The organism is Lentzea kentuckyensis, from assembly GCF_002150765.1.
Lineage (GTDB): Bacteria > Actinomycetota > Actinomycetes > Mycobacteriales > Pseudonocardiaceae > Lentzea > Lentzea kentuckyensis.
Genome location: NZ_MUYM01000026.1, coordinates 25,941 through 47,701 on the forward strand (window position 1 = coordinate 25,941; position 21,761 = coordinate 47,701).

Genomic DNA, 21,761 nt, shown 5'->3' on the forward strand with positions numbered 1-21,761 from the left:
TGCCGTCACAGGGAAGGTGCGGCGTCGAGCAGGGTTCGGGTGTAGGGCTGTTGAGGGGAGTCGAAGACGTCGTCGCGGCTGCCGAACTCGACCAGCGCCCCTGCCCGCATCACGGCGACCTGGTCGCTGATGAACTCGACCACCGCCATGTCGTGGGAGACGAACAGCATCGCGAAGTTCCGCGCCTGCTGGATGTCCTTGAAGAGGTTCAGGATCTGCGCCTGGACCGAGACGTCGAGGGCGGAGACGGGTTCGTCGGCGACGAGGAGGTCCGGTTCGAGCGCCAGCGCCCTGGCGATCGAGATGCGTTGCCGCTGGCCGCCGGAGAACTCGTGCGGCAGCCGGACGAGACCGGATCTGGCGAGTCCGACCTCGTCGGCGAGCGCGGCCGCGCGGCGCCGTCGTTCGGCGCGGGTGTGCAGGTCCTGCGCCCGGAACGGTTCGACGAGCAGGTCCTCCAGGGTCATCCGGGGGTTGAGCGAGTTGGACGAGTCCTGGAAGACCATCTGCATCGTCCGCCGGAACGAGCGCATCTTCTCCGGTGTCAACGAAGCGAGGGGTTGCCCCTGCACCGTCACCCGGCCGCGGTCCGGGGTCAGCAGGCCGACGGCCATGCGGCCGAGCGTCGACTTGCCGCTGCCCGACTCCCCCACCAGGCCGACCGTCTCACCGGTGTGCACGCGCAGGCTCACCGACGTGACGGCGGCCGTGCGGCGGCGGGCGAAGAACGGGCCGGCGGAGAAGTCCTTGCCCACGCCGTCGATGTCCAGCACCACGTCCATCACGCCCCTCCTGCCAGTGCGCGGGTCTGGTCGAGCACCGCTCGGTCGATCGTGGGCAGCCGGTCGAGGCGACGGCCGAGCCGGGGCGCCGCGTCGATCAGCGCGCGGGTGTAGGGCTGCTCCGGTTGTTCGATGATCCGCGCGGTGGGACCCTGTTCGACGACCCTGCCGTCGTACATCACCAGCACCTCGTCGCTGTAGCGGGCGGCCAGCCCGAGGTCGTGGCTGATCAGCACGAGGGCGAGGTCGAGCTCCTCGCGCAACCGCACGAGCAGTCGCAGGATCTGTTGCTGCACGGTGGGATCGAGTGCCGTCGTCGGTTCGTCGGCCAGCAGCAACCGGGGGCCGCACGAGATCGCCATGGCGATCATGACGCGCTGGCGCATGCCGCCGGACAGCTCGTGCACGTAGCCGTCGAGCAGCTTCCGCTCCCGGCCCAGCCCGACCTGGTCCAGCAGGTCGAGGGCCCGGTCGCGGGCCTCGCGGCGGGTGAGACCGAGGTGGTGGCGCAGTGGGCGGATCATCTGGGTGCCGATGCGCAGCAACGGGTGCAGGGCGCTCATCGGTTCCTGGAACACGTAACCGATCTCCGCTCCCCCGCGGGCACGGCGTCGTCTCGCCGGCTCGCCGAGCAGCTCCGTTCCGTCGAAGAACACCGAACCTTCCGCCTTGATCTGCGGCGGCAGGATGCCCATGACCGCGGCGGCGGTGATGCTCTTGCCCGATCCGGACTCGCCGACGACGGCGAGTGTCCGTCCACGATGGACTTCGAAGCCGACCTCCCGCACCAGCCGGAGATCGCCGACGCGCGCGGAGAGCCCGCGGACGCGCAGTACTGGCTCAGTTGTGGTGTGCACGCGGACTCCTCAGTAGCGGATGCGCGGGTCGAGCAGCGAATAGAGCAGGTCGATCATCAGGTTGAGCAGGACGTAGACCACGGCGATGAAGAAGATGCAGCCTTCGATGACCGGGTAGTCCCTGCGTTGCACCGCCGTCAGCAGGAGCTGGCCCAGGCCGGGGATGGAGAAGATGGACTCGGTGACCACGGCCCCGCCCATCAGCGAGCCGGTGGTCAGGCCGACGACGGTCACCATCGGCACCACGGCCGCGCGGAAGACGTACTTCCGGATCACCGTGCCTTCTGGCAGTCCCATCGAACGCGCGGTGGTCACGAACGGCTGGTGCAGCGAGTCGAGCACTCCCGCCCGGCTGTAGCGGAACAGGGTGGCCGCCTCCAGCAGGCCCAGCGAGATCGCCGGCAACGCCAGGTGGTGCAGGAACAGCACCGGGTCCTCGGTGAACGAGACGTACCCCGCGACCGGGAAGACCTGCCACACCACCCCGAACACCGCGATCAGCAGGACCGCGAGCCAGAAACTGGGCAGCGCGATGCCGATCGACGACCCGAAGACCAGCAGCCGGTCGAGGAGACCGTGCCTGCGGGTGCCCGCCGCGATGCCGAGCGCCGGGCCGATCAGCACCGCAACGGCGAGCGCGAACACGGTGAGCTGCAGCGTGACCAGCGCGTGCTCGAACACCAGGCCGGACACCCGCTGTCCGGCGAACAGCGAGTCGCCGAAGTCGAGCCGCACCACCCGGCCGAGCCAGGTGAGGAACTGTTGCCACAGCGAGGCGTCCAGGCCGAGCCGGGTGCGGACGTCCGCGATCTCCTCCGTGGTGGCGGCATCGCCCGCGATGGCGGCCGCCGGGTCACCGGGGGCCAGCCGCAGCATGACGAACAGGAGCACCATCGGGACGGCGACGGTGGGCAGAAGCGCGCCGAGGCGCTTGAACAGGTAGTTGGTCACGGGGTTCTCACTTCCTCGCCGACCGGGGGTCGAACACGTCGCGGAGGCCGTCGCCGAGCAGCACGAGCCCGAGCACGGTCGTCACGATGGCGAGGCCCGGGAACACCCCGATCCACCAGGCCGAGTAGAAGTACTGCTGGGCGGCCGACAGGCTGGTGCCCCAGCTCGGCACGTCGGGAGGAAGTCCGATGCCGAGGAAGCTGAGCGCCGCCACGGACAGCACGGTCATCGAGAACGCCAGCGTGGCCTGCACGATCGTCACCGACAGCGCTTCCGGGGCGACGTAGCGGAGCAGCACCCAGCTCGTCCGGGAGCCCAGCGAGGTCGCCGACTCCACCATCGGCATCGCCTTCACCGCGAGCGCGGCACCGCGCACGACTCGGGTGACCATCGGGATCAGCACGACCGTGAGTCCGGTGACCATCGTGGCGACGCCGTCACCGAGCACCCCGACGAGGCTGATCACCAGCACGATCGAGGGGAACGACATCAGGCCGTCCACCACCCGCATCACCACCGCGTCGACCCAGCGGAAGTATCCACAAAGGACACCGAGCAGGTAGCCGGTCAGGACGGCGAGCGCCGTGGCGACGGCGCCGATGGCCAGTGACGTGCGGGCGCCGTGGACCACCATCGTCCACAGATCCCGGCCCTTCTCGTCGGTGCCGAACCAGTGGCTGGCGCTGGGCGGGCGCAACGTGCTGGTGGGATCGACCCGGTAGGGGTCGCCGCCGAGCAGCGGGGCCAGCACGGCGAGGGCGATCATCAGTCCGAGCAGCGCCGCCCCCGCCATCGCCGTCCGGTCGCGCAACAGAGCTGAGAAACGTTGTCGCAGCATGATTTTTTCCTTCTACGAGGAGGTGCCGGGCCGCGTGCCCCAATCGCTGGCCATGAACGGCGCTTTCGTGGACCTGAGGTCCACGAAAGCGCCGTTCATGGCAGCTCTTCAGCGCGCGAGCCAGACGTTGTAGAAGCCGCGGACCGTGCCGAGCGCCGGCGCGAACCCGCCGATGCGCGTGCTGGTGACGGCGAGGTTTCCCTCGAAGCCGAGTTTCACGAACGGGAGGTCGGTCCAGACGAGCTCCTGCAGCTGCGTCCACGCGGCCTGCCGGGCGGCCTGGTCGGCGCCGGAGAGGATGCGGTTCATCAGCGCGTTCTTCGCCGGGGTGTTCCACCAGCCGGGGAAACCCGAGCTGAGGAACACCACCGTCAACGGATCCGAGTAGCTGGTACCGGTGGCGAGGAACAGGTCCCACTGCGCCGGATCGGCACGGCGGGAGGTGAAGCTGGTCTCGTCGGTGGCCTGCAGGGTGACGTTGATCCCCGCGGCGGCGAGCTGCTGGCGGACCAGTTCGGCGTGCGGGTCGCGGCTGGGCCGGTACAGCACCCGCAACGGCGTGCCGTCGTAGCCCGCCTCGGCCAAAGCCTTGCGGGCGCCCTCGACGTCCGGTGCCGCCCGGTAGACCTCGCCGCCCGCGGTCGAATGCCACGGGGAGGTCTCCAGGAACATGCTGGGGTCGTCGACGAAGCTCTCGGTCGAGCCGAGGCTCTGCAGCGCGATCTGCTTCGGGTCGAGCGCGCGCTGAACGGCCTGGCGCAGCTCGAGGTTCGTCGCGGGCCCCTGTTTGAGGTTGAACTGCACGAGCCGGAACTGGCCGCCCGGCACGACGACCGGGGTCAACTTGTCGTCCCGCCGGTAGCTCGGCAGCTGGTCCATGAGCGGGCCAGACAGAGCGATGTCGACGGCGTCGGTCCTGAGCTGGTTGAGGACGTTGGACTCGTTGTAGGGGACGAACTTGACGCGGTCGGCGTAGGCGGTCTTCGCGCCGCTGGCCCCGTCCGGCGGTTCGGCGCGGGGCTGGTACCCGTCGAAGCGGTCGAGGATCACCTGACGGTCCGGGACGAACTCGCGCAGCTGGTACGGTCCGGTGCAGACGATGCGCGGCAGGGGTTTGTTCGACGGCACGCCGGTCACGAGCGACGCGGGCATGACGTAGGCGGCGGTGTCCGGGGTGGACAGCAGCGCGGGAACCGCGGAGCTGGGCTGCTTGAGCTTGATGACCACCGTCAGGTCGTCGGCAGCGGAGACCTGGTCGAGGATCTTGCCGAACGTCGCGCCAGGGCTGCTGCCCGCGTACCGGCGGAGCGACGCGGCGACGTCTTCGGCCCGCAACGGCTGGCCGTCGTGGAAGGTGAGTCCTCCGCGCAGCCGGACCGTGTAAGTGGTGGCGCCGTCGTAGTGGTAGCTCTCTGCCAGGCCGTTGTGCACCCCCATGCGGGCGTCGTTCTCCCAGAGCCCCTCGCACATCGTCGCGGCGGCCAGCCAGTTGCTCCGCAGCGTCGAGTACACGGGATCCAGCGCGGTGGGCATGCTCGCGATCACCAGTTCCCCGCCGCGGCGAGGGGTGGTCGTGTCCACAGTGGCCTGTGCGGCGCATCCGGCCACTGTGGACACCGCGAGTGCTGCGGCGAGCAGCTGGCGAAGCGTCTTCATCGGCACTCCTGGGGACGTCGGGCGGCGAGTGGCGCCAAGTATGCGTCCGTCCCCGTCCGGGAGCGCCCGGAGTTACCGCGGGTGCGGTAATGGTCAGCCGGCTCGGCCGCTTCAGCCGACGATGCCGGCGACCAGGTCGTAGCCGATTCCGTAGAGCCTGCTGGTCTGGATGCGGTGCTGGACGGTGCGCCCGTGCCGCGCGGACACGACCAGGCCCGCCTCGCGCAGGCGCCGCAGGTGCCGGGACACCTGGGGCTGCGTCATCCCGGTCCGCCAGGCCAGTTCGGTGGTGGTGCACTCCTCGTTGATCAGGTGGCGGCAGATCTCCAACCGGCCGGCGTCGGTGAGCACGAGCATCCGTTCCCGGATCTTGTCGAGGGTGTCCGCTCCCCTCGGCCCGTGCTGTTCGGCCGGGTACTGGACGACGACCGGTGGCTGCTGCTGCGGCGGCCAGCCCTTCACCTTGTCGGCCTTGACCAGCAGATGGGGATGCCCGAAGTGGGACGGCACGAGCACCAGTCCGCGTCCGCGCACCGTCTCCGCCGCCTGCTGGAGCTTGCTGAACTCGACGGTGTGCGCGGCGACGTCGATGACGGAGTTCGGCGCGAGCGACCCCACGACCAGCGGCAGCGGCTCTGTGCGCAACGACGCCTCGACCCGCTCGGCCGACCGCTCCAACGCGGGCCGGAGGCGACGCCACAGCACGCCGAAGAACGTCTCCGACGCCACGTGCAGCAGCCCGAGCAACCGCACGCGGAACCGTTCCGGATCAGCCACCAGCTCGGCGGCCAGCACACCGCGCCGCGTGGACCGCTCGGCGCAGGCCCGGACGAAGGCCTGCGCGCTGGCGGCGTCGTCCAACGGCCAGCCGAAGTTCTGCCGGAGACCGAAGATCGCCATCCCGGCCAGCTGGATGAACACGCCGAGGTCCAGTCCGGAGATCTGGGCGAGCTCGGCGTCCAGATCCCCGGCACCACCCGGCGTCAGCGGGAGCAGCAGCCGGGTGCGGAACCGGGCCCACAGTGGCGCGAACGCGACGAGGTCCGCCGCCGCCGGTTCGGGCAGGTCGGCGAGCACCCGGCGCGCCCACGCACCTCGATCCGGATGGTGCCCCGGTTCCGCCAGCACGTGCAGGCACGCCATCAGCTCGGCGGCCGCCGAGCAGCGAGCCGACACCTCGGCCGGACGCACGCCGTGCAGTCGCAACAGGACGGACATGGCGGAGGAGTGTAAACGCGTCCTGGGGTCAGGAGCCGATCTTGCCCACTCCCGCACCGGCCATGACCGCCGCCTTCACCGTGGCGGGGTCGTCGAGCACGTAGTTGTAGTAGGTGCGCGGTTCCTCCACGGTGCCGCTGCAGTCGGGTTGGCCGGACTCGCCGGTGAAGAGGTTGTTCCTGGCCACGCATCGGCCGGCCGGTCCCGCGTAGTGGTTGCTCACCGGCTCCTCGACGTTCTCGAAGTGGTTGCCCTCGACCACGCAACCCGAGTTCGCCTGGCATGCGACGCCCACGTCGGTGTTGTGGAGGTAGTAGTTGTTGAACAGGTGCACCGGTTCGCCGAAACGGACCCGCGGGTTGCGCTGTGGCGTCTGGTCGAACCAGTTGTGGTGGTAGGTCACCTTCAACCGGCCGATGTCCTGGGCGCCGTTCTTGTCGTCGTGGCCCAGCAGCATGTTCTTCGTGTGGTGGTGGGTGTGGTTCCAGGAGACGGTGATGTAGCTGGAGCCGCGTTTGATGTCGACGGCACCGTCGTAGCCGCTCGACAGGTCGTTGTGGTCGATCCAGACGTGGTGGGAGAACATCTGCACGTTGATCGCGTCGTCGGACCAGTCGCGGAACACCAGGTTGCGGATGATCACGTTGCGCACGGCGGCCGGCGGTGGCGCGGTGACGGCGTCGTCGATCGGCAGACCGATGTTCAGGCCACCTCCGGTGAAGCCGGAGTTCGCGCCGATGCCCACGATCGTCTTGTCGGACGCCACGTTGTGCATGCCGGCCGGCAACGCGATCACGCCGCGCACACAGAGGGTCAGCGGCCCTGTCCGGCCGATCGCGCTCAGCACCTCGGCTGCCGTGTCGGCCTCGATCGTCGGACCGCCCGCACCGCCGGTGGTGCCGTTCTGGCCCCAGGCGGTGACCGACGCGAACCCGACCGGCGCGCCGGTGGCGGTGCAGGTGCCGGGTGTCGGCGGTGTGGTCGTCGTCGTGGTCGGCGGTGTGCCGGTGCCGGGTGTGTCGGTCACCAGCACGTCGTCGAAGGCCGCGCCGGTGTAGTGGGTGGACACGCCGGCGCGGCCGTTGCCGAAGGTGCTGTCGGTCGCGGTGACGACCTGGACGTTGTCGAGGAAGCCGCGCAGCGTCGTGCCGAACGCCTCCAGTCGCAGGGTCGCCCAGGTGCCGGTGGGCACGCTCGCGGGTGCGGTGGCGAGCGGGGTGAAGCCGCCACCTACCCGCTTGCCCAGCACGACCGTGCCGGCGTTCGTCACCGCCAGGTAGTAGTAGTTGCTGGTGCTCTGTGCTCTGGCGAGCACGGCCGCGTGCCGGTTCGTGCCGTTGAACGCGATCGGCCGCACCCGAGCCTGCACCGCCTGGTCCGTCCAGCCCGACCCCGCCAGCGCTTTGGCGTCCGTGCTCGTGCCCGCCTGCTGGAAGGCGCCCGCGGTGACCGTCCAGGTGCCGCCGTTGGTGCTCCAGCCGCTCGCGTCGCCGTCACCGAAGTCGTCGGCGAGCAGCGTCGCCGCCGAGGCCGCCGGGAACGCGGCCAGGGTCGCGACCAGTGTGAGACTGCCCGCCGCCGCGGCGAGCCTGAGCTTGTGGCGCATGCGCTTCTCCTCAGCTCTTGCCGACGCCGGCGCCCGCGCGGACGATGCGGGGCACGTCGGCGGCGTTGTCGAGGGTGTACGGGTAGAAGGTGCGCGGTTCCTGGACCGTGCCCGCGGTCTGCGGGACGCCCGAGCCTGCGAAGACGTTGTTGCGCTGGACGACGCGTCCGGGGCCGCTGTCGCCGTAACCGACGAGGATCGGGTGGGGCACGTTCTCGAAGTAGTTGCCCTCCACCAGCACGCCTGCGTCCATTGTGGACGCCACGCCGTACAGTTCGTTGGCGCGGAAGTAGTTGTTGTAGACGTGCACGGGCTCGCCGAACCGCACGCGGGGGTGCCGCTGCCGCGAGCCGTCGAAGAAGTTGTGGTGGATGCTGATCTTGAGGTGACCCTTGTCGGTGCCCGCCGCGCCGTCGGAGTGGCCGATCAGCATGGACTTGTCGGTGCCGCGGAACCAGTTCCAGGACACGGTCACGTACTCGGCGCCGCGCACGATGTCGACCGACCCGTCCAGTGCTCCCGAGAACTCGTTGTGGTCGATCCAGACGTGGTGGGAGTTCTGGCCGATGTTGACGGCGTCGTCCTCGGCGTTGGTGAAGCGGAGGTTGCGCACGATCACGTTGTACGAGCGGTAGAAGTCCAGCCCACCGCCGTTGATCACCGCGGAGGTGCCGAGGCCGACGACCGTCTTGTTCGGGCGCACGCCCTGCTTGCTGGAGATGGTGATCGTGCCGGACACCTGGATGACCAGCGTGCCGACCGTGTCGATGTAGTCGAGGAACTGTTCGGAGGTGGTGGCGGTGACGACGGTGCCACCCGCTCCCCCGGTGGTTCCGTTCTGTCCCAGCGCGTTCACGCTCGCGAACCCGTCCGGGCCGGCGGCGGCTCCGGCCGGGGTGGCGAGATTCCCGGCGACGAGGGCGCCCGCGGTGCCCGCGAGCAGGGTGCGGCGGGTGATCCGGAGGTTTTCGGTCATCGCGGACTCCTTCACCAGGAATTCGGCAGCACGGAACAGCGGTTGTTCACGAATGTGACCAGTCGAATTTCGTCGAATTCCGCCAGTGGCGTGGCCCTAGAACCGGGCGCCCACGTCGGAATTGTTGCTCGGACGCAGGAAGTTCGACGACGGAATGGAGCCGTCGGCGTTGCGCCGGCCGGTGATGGTGGCCGCGTTCGTGCTCTGGAACGACCACGAGCCGCCGATGTTCCACGAGTTGCCGCTGCCGGTGGAGGTGGAACCGAGGGAGGAGTTGGTTCCGTTGGCGACGGCGAGGTTCTTGGCGAGGGTGCTGGAGGACCGGTTGAAGAGGAATCCGGTCTTCGGGTTGTCCCACGCGGTGCTGTTCTCGATCTTGTGGCGGCCGGGGTTGTTGTTGTCGATGAAGCCGCTGGCGGCGTTGTCCCACGTCATGCAGTTGCGGACGGCGTGGTCCGCCGCCACGCCGTTGCCGCCCAGCTTGAAACCGTTGCCGTCGCCGACGAAGTCCGGGAGGTTCCAGCGGTTGAACCCGTTGCCCCACGCGAGGCTGTTCTCCACGACGATCGGCGACGAGAACATCCAGAAGTCCAGGCCGTCGTCGGAGTTGTTCCACAGCCGGGCACCGCGCACGACGTTGCCACTGCCCGCGCCCTCCTTGATGGCGAGGCCGTCGGCGCTCTCGCCGTTCTTGCGCGGGTCGCGGTTGCCGTAACTGTCCAGGTTGATGATCTGGTTGTTGCTCGAGGCCTGGACGAGGTGCAACCCGGACTCGTAGTTGTCCCGCGTGACGAGCCGGTCGTAGACGTTGTTGCTGGAGTCCAGGCCGAAGACGCCGTACGGCCCATGTGCGATCTCCAGGCCGATCAGCCGCCAGTGATCACCCTCGATGTGGATCGCGCCGCGGTCCGCACGCGGGATGCTGGAGCCGACCGCGCCCGGCGTGTACGGCATGTTCTCGCCGTCGATGACCACCCGCTCGTTGTTGTAGCTGCGCAGGGTGATCGGCGCGCTCGACGTGCCGTTCTTCAGGATCTGGATGTTCGTGCTCGGCGCGTACGTGCCGCCGCGCAGGTAGATGGTGTCGCCGGGCCCGGCGCGATCGACCGCCTTCTGGACGGTCTTCAACGGTGCCGCCTGCGTACCCGGGTTGCTGTCGTTGCCGGTGGTCGCGACGAACAGCGACGTCGCCGCGTCCGCATTGGAAGGTAAAACCACGGCGGCGCCCACGGCTAATACAGCCGCAATGGAAACAAGCTTCATTGTTCACGTCCCTGAATTGCGTCAACGTGTCCGGGAGCGCTCCCAGGCACGTTAACGCAAATCCACGGAAATCCGCAATGTTCCATGCGGGCTAATACTCACGCCCATTCATGAATGTGAACCGAAGAAATACTTCAGGGCTGGAGCACCGGGGTGACCCAGTAGTAACTGTTGCCCCAGGTCTGAGTGGGCAACCCGTCGTCGTAGCTGTAGACACCCGCGTGCGCGGGCAGGACGAACGGGGCGTAGACCACCGTCGCCGGGAAGACGTTCTCGGTGGCCTGGTACTCGCCGAGGTACGCGGTGTACGACGCGACGTACTCCTCGCCCGGCACCACCGGCACCGGCGTGGTGAACGCCTCGGGGTACGCCCCGGCGACGCGCTGGTCGGCCAGCAACGTCCCGCTGCTGTGCCACAACCGCACCCTGCTGACCCGGCCGGGCTTCGACGAGACGCTGATCGAACTCACGGTGCCCGGCCGGTCGACCCGGAACCGCACACCCAGTTCCACGCGCCGCCACTCGACCACGTCCTCGTAGGGGTGATCGGTGCGGAACACGCACCAGTAGCAGGCGCCGAGCGAGGGTGCGGGCACGCCGACGTACAGCGTCCGGGGTGCGGAAACCTGGCCGAACAGGGTGTCGGTGTTGACCCGGCTGACGATCGTGTAGACGCCGGGCTCCTGCGGAGTGAACTCGTACGCCCACAGCGCCTGGATGATGCCGGTTTCACCGCCCAGCCGCACGACGGCGGTCCGGTAGCCGGGCTCCCAGGTCGAGCCGCCGTCGAACGACACCTCGTAGGCCTCCAGCAGGTTGGGCCCGTAGTTCTGGTCCCAGCCGCCGCCCGAGATCAGCACGGGCTCGCCCACCTCGACCTGCCCGTTGTTCGAGGGCGTGTAGATCTGGGACTGCGGAAGCTGGGCCGTCGCGTGAGCCGCACCGGAGAACACCAGCAGCGCTGCCACGGCGGCCACCAGCACCTTGCGCCACAACGATCTGACGCGCGACGGGTCGATCAAGTCCTGCCAGGACATGCGTTTCTCCTCGCGATCGCTTCGACACGGGGAAGATCCCCCCGGAGATGGATCGCGCGAAGTGACGACCTCGCTACACAGTGCGGCGACCAGCGCAGTGACGGCCGCGCAGACGGACCACCGCGATCATCTTCACTTGTCGCCGATCGGCAGAACACGTGACAGCACAGGCACTGTGGCCGCGGCGACCACGGTGTGCATGACGATCAGCGCCAGTGAGTTCACCACCGAAGCACCTGCCGCGAGGATGCCCAGATCCGGAATCCACGAGAGCACGACGACGGTGGGCACCAGGACGCGCAACACCCGCCGCGGCGCGCGGGCCATGCGGCGCACGAGGTACCAGCCGAGCGTGCCGAGCAGGACGCCGATCACCGTGGCGGGCGCGTACTCCCCCAGCGCCAGGCCCGTACGTTCCACGCCGGCGGGCACGAACCTGCCCGCGATGAAAGCGATCAGGGCGTTGACCGCGATCGAGACCACCGCGGCGCCCAGCAGGCCGACGACGATTTCTCCGGCGCTGGGCGCGAGAACGGAGGAGCGTGCGGGGAAGCTGCTGTCGGCCATGAGCCCTGTCCTTAGGTAGGCTGTTTTGCAAGCGGTCACTTGCAAACAAGGTAGCCACGCGCCCACGCCAATGCAAGTGCCCACTTGCATTGGTGACGGATCGAGGAGGGTGAGTGGCGGGCCGGGTGACCGACGAGGCGGTGTTCGACGCGGTCCTGGAGGTGATCGCCGAACAGGGCTACGAACGCGCGACCACCCGCGCGATCGCCGACGCCGCCGGGATCAACGAGGCGACGCTGTTCCGCCGGTTCACCTCCAAGGAGAACCTGCTGCGGCAGGCAGTGCGCGGCAACTTCGCGGAGTTCTCGCTCGACCTCGACGCTCCGGGCGACGACGTGGCCGCCGACCTGATCACGATCCTGACCTACTACACCCGGCTCTACGAGACCCGTGGCGGCGTGGTGCTCACCCTCATGCGGGAGGCGAAGTTCAGCCCCGAGGTCGCCGCCGTGCTCACCGAACCCGAGAAGCTGCTGGAGAAGGTGGACGAGGTCATCCTGCACCACCAGCGCCGGGGAGCCCTCGTCGTGGAGCCGCCGCGGCACACGTTCTTCGCCCTGGTCGGCCCGGTGATGATGCGGGCCATCGCCCGCCGGGTCGACCAGCGAGCCACCCAGGCGCCCGCCGATCCCGAGGCCGTCGTCCGGCGGTTCCTCGACGGGCACCGGCCGGACCGATGAGTTCGCACGGCCACTGAGGTCCACCCATCGACCAAGAACGGAAGGAAGCCCCATGACCCAGCTGGTGAAGGTCCAGAACTTCGTCGTGTCGCGGGACGGGTTCGGCGCCGGTGAGGACCAGAGTTTCGAAAGGCCGTTCGGCCACGCCGATCCCGGCACCATGTTCGCGTGGGCGGGCGCCACGGCGAGCTGGCCCAACCGCACCGACCCCGGTGGCAGCCGCGGCCTCGACGACTACCTCACCCGCGACTTCGAGCACAACATCGGCGCGGAGATCATGGGCCGCAACAAGTTCAGCCCGCACCGCGGGCCGTGGGAGAACCACGACTGGCAGGGCTGGTGGGGCGACGAACCGCCGTTCCACACGCCGGTCTTCGTCCTGACCCACCACGAGCGGCCGTCGTTCACCCTCTCCGACACGACCTTCCACTTCGTGAACGGCTCTCCTGCCGACGCCCTCAAGCTCGCGAAGCAGGCCGCGCAGGGCAAGGACGTCCGCATCGGCGGCGGCGCCACCACCATCAGGTCGTTCCTCGACGCAGACCTCATCGACACCCTGCACGTCGCGGTGTCGCCGGTCGAGCTCGGTCACGGGGTGGCGCTGTGGAAGACGCCCGACGAGCTGCTCGACCGGTTCCACCTCGACGTCGTGCCCAGTTCGAGCGGTGTGACGCACCACCTGTTCTGGCGGAAGTGACGCCCGCTCACCCCACTTCCAGGCGTGACCTCACCTGGCTTGCTTCCGCCAGGTTCAGGTCGGTGTAGCGGGTCAGGGCGGCGTGCCAGTGGGTTCGGGCAGGGATGGTGTCGCCCATTGCGGCGTGGGCGTCGCCCAGTCCGCGGTGGGCGCGGGCCTGCTCGTAGCTGTCGCCCGCCTCCTCGGCGAGTGCCAGAGCGGCGTCGTGCGCCTTCACCGCGTCCGCCGGCGACGAGGCGCACAGGGCTTCGCCGAGGTTGTTCAGGGCGATCAGACTCACGGTGTGGTCGACGAACTCGTCCGCGATGGTGATCGCGTGGCGGTGGTGGGCGACTGACTCCGCGAACCTGCCCTGGGCCCGCAGCACGGCACCGAGGACCGTGAGCGCGTAGCTCTCGTCGACGCGGTTCCCCGCCCGCCGGGCGGCGGCGAGCGCGATGGTCAGGAGTTCGAAGGCGCCGTGGTGGTCACCGATGTGGTGCCGGCCGAAGGCCACGTTGGTCAGGGTGTGACCCACTTCGTCCTCGTAGCCCGAGCCGCGCAGGGCGGCCAGCGAGCGTTCGTAGTACCCCAGTGCCTCGGCGTGGTGACCACGGCGGCGGTGGACGTTGCCGAGGTTGTTGAGCGTCCGGGCCTCGTTGACGAGGTCGCCCGTCTCGCGTGCCAGGACGAGGGCTTCCTGGTGCGCGGCCAGGGCTTCGTCGTGGCGGCCCTGGCCCCAGTGGATGTTCCCGATGTTGGTCAGCGTCCGCGAGAGGCTGGCCGGGTCGCCGACCTCTCGGGCCACGTCCAACGCCGTCAGGTAGTGCTCCTGCGCGAGGGACAGCCGGCCCTGCCGTTCGTACACGATGCCGATGTTGTTGTGCGCCCTGCCTTCTTCGGCGCGATCACCGAGTTCGCGGGCCACGTCCAGCGAATGTCCATAGTGGTCCAACGCGTCCGCGAACCGGCCCAGCCGCCAGCACACGGCCCCCAGCCGGTGGTGCGCCTGACCGACGCCGGCCCGGTCCCCGAGCAGCCGGCTCGCGGTCAGCGCGCCGTGGTGCAGCCGCAGGGCGGTGACGTGGTTTCCGGTGTCGTACAGGAACCTCCACAACAGGGCCGAGATGTCCGCGGTGTGCCGGAGGAGATTCCGCTGGCCGGCGACGGCCAGGAGGTTCGCTTCCTCCTGCGCGAGCCACACCCTGGCGTCCTCGGGTGAGCCGTGGCGGGCGGTGGCTTCCGGTGTGGCGACGACCGGGCGGCGGTGTTTCTCGAACGGGTACAGCAGGTCCATCGCCGCCGCCGCACCGTGCCGGTAGTGGTCGGCCAGACGGGTCATCGCCTGGTCGGCGCAGGACGACGGGTCCTCCAGCCGCGATCGTTCGAGGGCGTAGGCGCGCACCAGGTCGTGGAACCCGTACCGGCCCGTTGCCGGGCGTTCGAGCAGATGCGCCGTGACCAAGGCCCGGAGGTGGTGCTCAGTGGTGTCCACGTCCTGCCCGGCCAGGGCCGCGGCGGCCCGCACGCCCAGATCCTGACCGGGTTGCCGGGCCAGGTACCGCAGCAACCGGCGTGGCTCGTCCGGCAGGCTCCGGTAGGACAGGGCCAGCGCCGCGCGCACCCCGCCCTCCAGGGCGAGCGCGGTGAGCGGTGGCACGTAGTCGGCGAGCGTCCAGTCGGGGTGGTCCCGCAGGTGTCCGCCGATGATCGACATCGCCAGCGGCAGACGCCCCAGCAGGTCGGCGATCCGCTCGGCGGCCACCGGGTCGGCGTCGGCCCGGTCCGCGCCGGCGGTGCGGCGCAACAGGGTCAGGGCCTCGGCCGGGGTGAGGACCGGCAACGAGACGCTGCGGACACCGTCCAGGCGCGGCAGGGCGTTGCGGCTGGTGACCAGCGTCGGGCAGTCCGGCGACCTGGGCAGCAACGGTTCGATCTGCCGCTCGTCCAGGGCGTTGTCCAGCACTACCAACGCCTTCGTGCCGGCCAGCCGCTGCCGGTAGCGGCCGGCGCGCCCGTCCAGGGTTCTGGGCATTCGCTCGCCGGACACCCCCAGCAACCGCAGGAACGACCCCAGCACGGCGAACGGATCGGCCGGCGGGTCCTCCGGGTCGAAGCCCCGCAGGTCGGCGAACAACACCGTCCGGTCGCCGTGCTCGGCGAGGATCCGGTGACCGAGGTGCAGCGCCAGCGTCGTCTTGCCCACCCCTGCCATGCCCGCCAGCACCACCACCTCCGCGCTCGCTCCCGCGGCCTGGAACAACTCGGTCACCAGATCGGCGCGGCCGGTGAACAGCTCGGCATCGGCCGGGAGCCGGTCCCGCACGGTCACGTGGCCGGCGATTTCCCGTTCGCCCAACACCAGGCGGAGGGCCTGATACCACCGGAGCACCTCCGGCTCGTCGTCGACCACGGATCGAACGACCGCCAGCACCAGTTCGGGATTGGGACGGCGGCGGCCGAGGCGGAAGCAGTCCCCGACGGTGGCACGCGCCGGCCACTCGCTCTCCGGAGCCCCCGCCGCCCGCAACGTCCGGTGGATCCGCCGGGTGATCGTCGTGATCGACGGGTCGCCCGCCCACACCTTCAACAACCTGAGCTCGGCGATGAGTTCGTCCAACGTCCGTGCGCGCTCAGGATTCGGAGTCCGCATCGAGATCCCCCCGGTACGTGTCGTCCTCCTGAGCAGATTGCCAGAAGTACGGTCCGCACCAAGGGGATTCGATCAGACGGTCACGACCAGGGGCTGCAGTGCTTCTGTTCGCCGTCCTTCACCAGGCACACTTTGACGAGCACCCGCTTTTTGTTGTAGTAGGAGAACTTGGCCCGCTGGGCGTTGTCCTTCGGGCACGCATCGGTCCTGTTGAGGAGACTTTGGGTCCCGTCGTACCAGACCCATGCCCTGACGCAGTAGCCGTCGGCCTCCAGATCCTCGACCCACCCGTCGACCTTGCCGTCGTACGGCCCGGAGCCTGACCAGGTGATCGTGGCCGCCAGCACACCGCCCGGCTTGGAGTCCGTCGTCTTGACCTTCACGTTGCGCGACCCCATCGCGCTCACGTCGTCAGCCGACGCACTGGGTGCGAGGGCCGTCGATCCCGTCAGCAGCAGGGCGAGCAGCAACCCGGCCCTGCCGATTCCTGTCTTCCACACCATCCGTACTCCCCTTTTTCGTGGTGTTGGTGGATGTTCGTGATCACGGTGGCCCGCGATCCGGTCGCACGGATGGAACCTGGACGAACCTGGACGGAGTAATTGCTTGCACGCCAAGGGTTGTTGCCCGTGCGTCACCGCGGTTGGAGACTGGAACCTTCGTGTCACCGATTGACACCTGGGGATTCCATGACACATCGCATTCGTGAGTCTGGAAAATTTCGCCGACTGTGCGGGGCCGCTCTGCTGACCGCGCTTTCCGTTACACCGGTGGTGTTCACGGGAAGCGCGGCGCAGGCCCGGCCCGAACCCGGGGCCGTGATCACCTGGAACCTCCACGCCGAGACGGCCATCCACGACGTCGCCCAGCAGTCGCCGACCGCGTCCTCGCGCAGCTTCGCGATCGTGCAGGGCGCGGTGTACGACGCGGCCAACGCGATCGCCGGCGCCCCGTACCAGCCGTACCTGATCGCTCCCCGCAGCCGGCCGGGCGACTCGACGCCGGCGGCCGTCGCCACCGCGGCCTACCGGACGCTCGTGTGGCTCTTCCCCGCCCAGACCGGCTCCCTGCGCACGTGGTACGACGAGTCGCTCGCCGCCATCCCCGACGGCCCGTCCGAGCGCGGCGGCGTCGCGGTCGGCGAGGCGGCGGCCGCGGCCATGATCAACGCCCGGCGCGACGACGGCGCGTTCTCCGACGCGACCTGGCCCGTCGGCACCGCGCCGGGCCAGTGGCGGCCGACGCCGCCCGGCTTTCTCCAGACCGGCGCCTGGTTCGCCACCCTGAAGCCGTTCGTCGTCGACCCGCGCCCGTACCGCGCCCCTGGCCCGCCGGCCCTGACCAGCGCCGCCTACGCCCGTGACCTGAACGAGGTCAAGTCCCTCGGCTCGGCCACCAGCACGACGCGCACACCCGACCAGACCGAAGCGGGGATCTGGTGGGACGACCCGCGACTGGTGGAGTGGGCGATCAAACGTCAGCTCGCCACGACCCACCGGCTCGGCACGCTGCAGACGGCACGGATGTTCGCGATGGTCGACGTGGCCGCCGCCGACACGCTCATCGCGTGCTACCAGGAGAAGAAGCGCTGGCACTTCTGGCGTCCGGTGACCGCGGTCCCGCTCGCCGACACCGACGGCAACCCGGCCACCGCGGGTGATCCGGCGTGGACCCCGCTGCGGACCACCGCGCCGTCACCGGAATACCCGTCCGGCCACGCCTGCTTCACCGCCGCGACCACGACGGCCCTGCGCAAGTTCTTCGGCCGTGACGACCTGTCCTTCAGCGCCCACAGCGCCGACTCCGGCACCACCCGGCGCTACCACAGCCTCTCCCAGGCCATGGCCGAACTGGACCAGGCCAGGATCTGGGCCGGGGTGCACTACCGCTTCGCCACCACGGACGGGCATCGGCTCGGCAGCAGCGTCGCCCGTGACGTGCTCGACCGCACCTTCGGCCGGCGCGGCGACTGACCACGGATCAGGCCTCTGGCAGCGGTTCGGTGTTGTGACTGCCGAGGCCGTCGAGGGAGATGCGCAGGACGCGACGCCACCGGCCGGGGTGGCTGTCGCCGGTCAACTGGACGGTCTGGCTCAGGGACGTGCTGAGCACGACCAGGTCGGCGGTGGTGACATCGGGCCGCAACAGGCCGGCGTCCAGGCAGCGGGTGTGCAGGTCGTCGATGACGGAGTAGCACCGCTCGGCGCATGAACGGGTGGGACCACCGGTGGCCGCGTAGCTCTCGACGAGCGCGCGGTTGCCGGCCTGGGTCGTGAGCATCTCCTCGAAGAAGCCGGTCAGCGCCTGCCAGGGGTCCTCGATCGCGGAGGCCTGCTGGTGCGCCTCGGTGAGCCACGCCGTGAACTGCTCCTCCAGGACGGTGGCGAGCAGGTCGTCCTTGGTCGGGAAGTGGCGGTAGAGCGTTCCCATGCCGACGCCGCTGCGCCGGGCGATCTCGCGGACGTCGACGGTGCCGCCCAGTTCGGCGAAGACGGCACCCGCCGCTTCGACGATCGCGGCGCGGTTGCGCTCGGCGTCGGCGCGGCGGGCGCGCTTGGCGGGCTGGTCGGCGACGGTCACGGCGTTCAGCTTACCGCGAACCCCACATTTTCGGAGCACTTGCTCCGCTTGTGTTACGGTCAAGAGGAGCACTTGCTCCGGTTAATGACGCGAGGTTCCGGCTTCCGCCGAGACGAGGAGAACTCCTTCCATGGCAACACTTGGCTTCATCGGCAGCGGCAACATCGGCGCGAAGGTCGCCCGGCTCGCGGTCGTGGCGGGGATCGACGTCGTCCTGTCCAACTCCCGCGGCCCCGAGACCCTGGCCGATACCGTGGCGGAACTCGGCGAACGGGCACGGGCCGCGACGCCCGAGGAGGCGGCCCGCGCGGGCGACTGGGTGATGGTGAGCGTCCCGCTGGCCGCCTACCGGCAGCTGCCCGTCGCCGCGCTGGCGGGCAAGGTCGTGCTCGACACGATGAACTACTACCCGTTCCGCGACGGGCGCATCGAGGTCCTCGACTCGGGCACGCTCACGACGACCGAACTCGTGCAGGAGCACCTGGCCGGCGCGAAGCTCGTCAAGGCGTTCAACAACATCGGCGACCTCCAGATCCCCGAGCTCGCGCGGCCCGCGGGCGCCGCCGACCGCACCGCCCTGCCCATCGCCGGCGACGACCCGGAGGCCAGGGCGAGCGCCGCCGCCCTGATCGACCGGCTGGGGTTCGACACCGTCGACGTGGGCCCCCTGGCCGAGAGCTGGCGCTTCGAACCGGAGACCGCGCCCTACGCGGCGCCGTACTTCGCCGATCCCGAAGCCCTGCTGTCGGCCTTGGCACAGGTGGGCGAAGCCCTCCGCGCCGGCACGCCGCCGCAGGCGCTGCCTGCCCTTCCCGGCGCCCCGCTGTCCGCGGCGCGGTTGCGCACCCTGCTCGCCGACACTCCCCGCAAGCTCACCGCCGACCGTCTGGTGGCCTGAGCCCGACGAGGACCGGAGGGGTCAGGGGCGAAGAGATCAGCAGGTGACGTTGACGGTCGCGTTCGCCTGGAACGACACGTGCACGTGGTCCATGTGGTTGGCCGTCGGACTCCCCCGGTCCTCCATCGCCGACCAGCCGCTGCCGTCGTTGTAGCGCTGGCGCCAGATCACGTAGGTGACGCCGAACGCCCGGCGGTTGGCCAGCACGTGGTCGGCCAGGGCGTTGCCGGTGGCGGGGTCGACCATGAAGTCCAGCGCCAGGCCGAGGGGATGCTCACCGGAGCCGCCTCGGCCGGCGGCGCCGCCGATGTCCTTGACGCCGAACTTGCCCGCGAGGTGGTGGCCTACCTGCGCCACATGCGGTTTGGCTCCGTCCAGGGTGGTCGGACAGGGCGGAGGCGGCGGTGGGGGCGGCGGCGTGGTGGTCTGAGGTGGTGTCGTGGTCACCGGTGGTGCTGTGGTGGTCGCCGGAGGTTGCGAGGACGACGGCGCGGTGGTCGAGGTCGCGACAGGCCGCGGGTCCTGGCTGGCGGACTGCGACGCGGCGGCCAGATTGGCGGCCGCGCCGGTTGGATCGACTTGCTGGTCGGAAGATCGGACGACCCAGAAGGTCGCGGCGAGGCCCACCGTGAGGGTGGCGGCGACCGCGATGGGCAGCTTCCGGCTGGGTGTTTCGTTCGTTCTATGTCGGCCCGGCATTCGGTAACACCTTGCGTCGGGGACAGGGCATGTCACACGGCGCGCAATGTTACGAAATGAGCACGGGAACATCACGGGCGAGTGTTGATGGTCACATTTCACCCGAGTCGCACCAGGAAGCCGCGCGAAGCGGCTTCCTGGTGTCGCGGTCCCGCCAGACCAAGAGGGTCGATCAGCGGGTGATGCTTTGCAGCGTGGGCACGACCTCGGCCATGGTGCCGTCCGCGTTGAACCGGAGCCGGTCGATGGTCACCTCGCGGTGCGTACCGTCGCCGCCAGGGATGGCGAAGCGGTGGTAGGCGATGTACCAGTCGTCGGTTCCCGGCGCCTGGACGATGCTGTGATGCCCGGTGCCGAGGATGCCGAGTGACGGGTCCTTCTCCAGGATCACCCCGCGGTTCACCAGGCCGTCGAGCATGGGCCCGGTCACCGTGGCGTAGCCGACGCGGTAGTTCTCGCTACCGGTGTCGTCGATGGACCAGGTGAGGTGGTAGGTCCCGCCGCGCTTGGTCATGAACAGTCCCTCGCGGAAACCGTCCAGCCCGGTGACGTGCTTGATCTTCGTGGCGTCGAACGACGTCATGTCCGCGTTGAGCGGCACCACGTACGCTTCGCCGTTGCCCCAGTACAGGTAGCTCTGACCGTTGTCGTCGGTGAAGACGGCCGGGTCGATGGCCTGGCCACCGTTGGGGTTCGACGCGATCAGGGGTTTGCCGAGCACGTCGGTGAACGGGCCGGTGGGCGAGTCGGCGACCGCCACGCCGATCTTGGCGTCGGCGCAGAAGTAGAAGTAGTACTTGCCGTTCTTCTGCGCGATCGTCGGTGCCCAGGCCCGGCTGTCCGCCCAGGACACTCCCGGGCCGAGGTCGAGGATCTTCTCGTGCTTCGTCCAGTTCACGAGATCCTTGCTGGACCACGCGTTGAAGGACGTGCTCGACCAACCCGGATAGCCGTCGGTCGTGGCGTAGATGTAGTAGGTGTCGCCGAACCGGACGATGTTCGGGTCCGCGTTGTAGCCGGGGAGAACCGGGCTGTTCATGACGGCCGCGCGCACCGTCCAGGTGCGCTTGCTCCGGTCCGCTCCGGTGACCGTGTAGGTGACGGGCTTGGTGAAGTCCTGCCTCGATCCGTTGCGGGGCGACACGTTCGCGTCGTCCGCGACCTCCAGCCGAGGCGCCAGGCGGCGCAGGTCCGTGCCGGGTTTCACCGGCAGGAGGATGGTGCCGGCCTGGCTGTCGATGACCGCGGGAACCTTCAGCGCGTCCAGGTTCACCGACGCGACGGCCGTCTCGTTGCCCGGCAGCTCCAGCACTTCCGACGTGGTGAGGCCGCGGTTCCACACGGTGAAGCGGCTCATCTTGCCCTTGAAGTACTTGTCCGCGGCGTAGGCGGAGCGGCCGATGTAGTTCGACGTCGTGATGCCGCCGCCCAGGTCACCCGGTTTCGTCGTGACACCGTCCGCATGGGCCACCTCGACCCCGTTGTCGTACAGGCGTGCCTTTCCACCGGCCAGCGTGTACGTCAGCGTGTGCCAGGTGCCCCTGGCGAGGTTGCGCCCGCTGTTGGCGTTCTGCTCGGTCGACCAGTTGCCGGCCGCGATGGCCGCCCGGTAGCTGTCCCCGCTGGCGAAGAGGTAACCGTCACCGGCGCCGTTCGTGCTGTTGCCGAGGTTGAACAGGAAGTACGGCGTCTGCTGGCCGGGGTCGACCCACACCCGTGCCGACACGGTGATCGCGTCGAGCCCGGTCATGAGGTTGTTCGGCAGGTGCACGTAACCGTCGCTACCACCGAAGGCGAGGCCGTCCGACGAGCGGGTGACGTCAC

20 protein-coding genes are annotated in these 21,761 nt (G+C 69.5%); 4 read left to right on the forward strand and 16 right to left on the reverse strand.

The features are described from left to right. Window positions 1-5 precede the first annotated feature (5 nt). The 11 genes from B0F77_RS14655 to B0F77_RS14705 all read right to left on the reverse strand — a co-directional run bounded on the left by B0F77_RS14655 (window position 6) and on the right by B0F77_RS14705 (window position 11,751). A complete protein-coding gene (locus B0F77_RS14655) occupies window positions 6-782 on the reverse strand; it encodes an ATP-binding cassette domain-containing protein (RefSeq protein ID WP_086663438.1) in 777 nt (258 codons plus the stop codon). Beyond that, window positions 782-1,639, reverse strand: a complete 858-nt coding sequence (locus B0F77_RS14660) for an ABC transporter ATP-binding protein (protein WP_211293793.1) — start codon at window positions 1,637-1,639, stop codon at window positions 782-784. The genes B0F77_RS14655 and B0F77_RS14660 overlap by 1 nt, the downstream gene beginning before the upstream one ends. A 9-nt stretch (window positions 1,640-1,648) precedes the next feature. Then, a complete protein-coding gene (locus B0F77_RS14665; protein WP_086663439.1) occupies window positions 1,649-2,590 on the reverse strand; it encodes an ABC transporter permease in 942 nt (313 codons plus the stop codon). A gap of 7 nt (window positions 2,591-2,597) precedes the next feature. Next, complete coding sequence (locus B0F77_RS14670) at window positions 2,598-3,428, reverse strand: ABC transporter permease (protein ID WP_143466728.1); 831 nt, start codon at window positions 3,426-3,428, stop codon at window positions 2,598-2,600. A gap of 108 nt (window positions 3,429-3,536) precedes the next feature. After that, window positions 3,537-5,084 carry an ABC transporter substrate-binding protein gene (locus B0F77_RS14675; protein WP_086663440.1) on the reverse strand — a complete coding sequence of 516 codons (1,548 nt, stop codon included), beginning with the start codon at window positions 5,082-5,084 and terminating at the stop codon, window positions 3,537-3,539. A 111-nt stretch (window positions 5,085-5,195) separates the two neighbouring features. Next, complete coding sequence (locus B0F77_RS14680) at window positions 5,196-6,302, reverse strand: ArsR/SmtB family transcription factor (protein WP_086663441.1); 1,107 nt, start codon at window positions 6,300-6,302, stop codon at window positions 5,196-5,198. A 28-nt stretch (window positions 6,303-6,330) separates the two neighbouring features. Beyond that, window positions 6,331-7,908, reverse strand: coding sequence for a pectate lyase family protein (locus B0F77_RS14685; RefSeq protein ID WP_086663442.1), 1,578 nt, complete (start codon window positions 7,906-7,908; stop codon window positions 6,331-6,333). A gap of 10 nt (window positions 7,909-7,918) precedes the next feature. Further along, window positions 7,919-8,884 carry a pectate lyase family protein gene (locus B0F77_RS14690; protein ID WP_086663457.1) on the reverse strand — a complete coding sequence of 322 codons (966 nt, stop codon included), beginning with the start codon at window positions 8,882-8,884 and terminating at the stop codon, window positions 7,919-7,921. A gap of 96 nt (window positions 8,885-8,980) precedes the next feature. Continuing rightward, on the reverse strand, window positions 8,981-10,147 hold the full coding sequence (locus B0F77_RS14695) for a right-handed parallel beta-helix repeat-containing protein (RefSeq protein WP_086663443.1): 1,167 nt from the start codon (window positions 10,145-10,147) through the stop codon (window positions 8,981-8,983). Between the two features lie 134 nt (window positions 10,148-10,281). Further along, a complete protein-coding gene (locus tag B0F77_RS14700) occupies window positions 10,282-11,184 on the reverse strand; it encodes a DUF4082 domain-containing protein (protein WP_086663444.1) in 903 nt (300 codons plus the stop codon). Window positions 11,185-11,316: 132 nt separating this feature from the next. After that, window positions 11,317-11,751 (reverse strand): DUF6069 family protein, encoded by a 435-nt coding sequence (locus B0F77_RS14705; protein ID WP_086663445.1) that lies wholly within the window; start codon window positions 11,749-11,751, stop codon window positions 11,317-11,319. Window positions 11,752-11,864: 113 nt separating this feature from the next. On the opposite strand from B0F77_RS14705, the gene B0F77_RS14710 reads away from it, so the two are divergent. Both B0F77_RS14710 and B0F77_RS14715 read left to right on the forward strand, forming a co-directional pair. Continuing rightward, window positions 11,865-12,431, forward strand: coding sequence for a TetR/AcrR family transcriptional regulator (locus tag B0F77_RS14710; RefSeq protein WP_086663446.1), 567 nt, complete (start codon window positions 11,865-11,867; stop codon window positions 12,429-12,431). A gap of 52 nt (window positions 12,432-12,483) precedes the next feature. After that, on the forward strand, window positions 12,484-13,128 hold the full coding sequence (locus B0F77_RS14715) for a dihydrofolate reductase family protein (protein ID WP_086663447.1): 645 nt from the start codon (window positions 12,484-12,486) through the stop codon (window positions 13,126-13,128). A gap of 7 nt (window positions 13,129-13,135) precedes the next feature. Here B0F77_RS14715 and B0F77_RS14720 read toward each other — a convergent pair whose 3' ends face one another. Both B0F77_RS14720 and B0F77_RS14725 read right to left on the reverse strand, forming a co-directional pair. Continuing rightward, window positions 13,136-15,760 (reverse strand): tetratricopeptide repeat protein, encoded by a 2,625-nt coding sequence (locus B0F77_RS14720; protein ID WP_086663448.1) that lies wholly within the window; start codon window positions 15,758-15,760, stop codon window positions 13,136-13,138. An 80-nt stretch (window positions 15,761-15,840) separates the two neighbouring features. Further along, a complete protein-coding gene (locus tag B0F77_RS14725; protein ID WP_086663449.1) occupies window positions 15,841-16,263 on the reverse strand; it encodes a hypothetical protein in 423 nt (140 codons plus the stop codon). 267 nt (window positions 16,264-16,530) lie between these two features. Here B0F77_RS14725 and B0F77_RS14730 point away from each other — a divergent pair, with 267 nt between their 5' ends. Beyond that, a complete protein-coding gene (locus tag B0F77_RS14730) occupies window positions 16,531-17,733 on the forward strand; it encodes a vanadium-dependent haloperoxidase (protein WP_211293794.1) in 1,203 nt (400 codons plus the stop codon). Window positions 17,734-17,740: 7 nt separating this feature from the next. On the opposite strand, the gene B0F77_RS14735 is transcribed toward B0F77_RS14730, so the two are convergent. Continuing rightward, window positions 17,741-18,340 carry a TetR/AcrR family transcriptional regulator gene (locus tag B0F77_RS14735; RefSeq protein ID WP_211293795.1) on the reverse strand — a complete coding sequence of 200 codons (600 nt, stop codon included), beginning with the start codon at window positions 18,338-18,340 and terminating at the stop codon, window positions 17,741-17,743. 130 nt (window positions 18,341-18,470) lie between these two features. On the opposite strand from B0F77_RS14735, the gene B0F77_RS14740 reads away from it, so the two are divergent. Further along, window positions 18,471-19,238: an NADPH-dependent F420 reductase gene (locus B0F77_RS14740; RefSeq protein ID WP_086663451.1), complete on the forward strand. Its 768-nt coding sequence runs from the start codon at window positions 18,471-18,473 to the stop codon at window positions 19,236-19,238. Between the two features lie 36 nt (window positions 19,239-19,274). Here B0F77_RS14740 and B0F77_RS14745 read toward each other — a convergent pair whose 3' ends face one another. Next, window positions 19,275-19,937, reverse strand: coding sequence for a VldE C-terminal domain-containing protein (locus B0F77_RS14745; RefSeq protein WP_086663452.1), 663 nt, complete (start codon window positions 19,935-19,937; stop codon window positions 19,275-19,277). A 172-nt stretch (window positions 19,938-20,109) separates the two neighbouring features. After that, window positions 20,110-21,761: family 43 glycosylhydrolase (locus tag B0F77_RS14750; RefSeq protein ID WP_158102691.1), on the reverse strand; the 1,652-nt coding region annotated here is incomplete at its 5' end.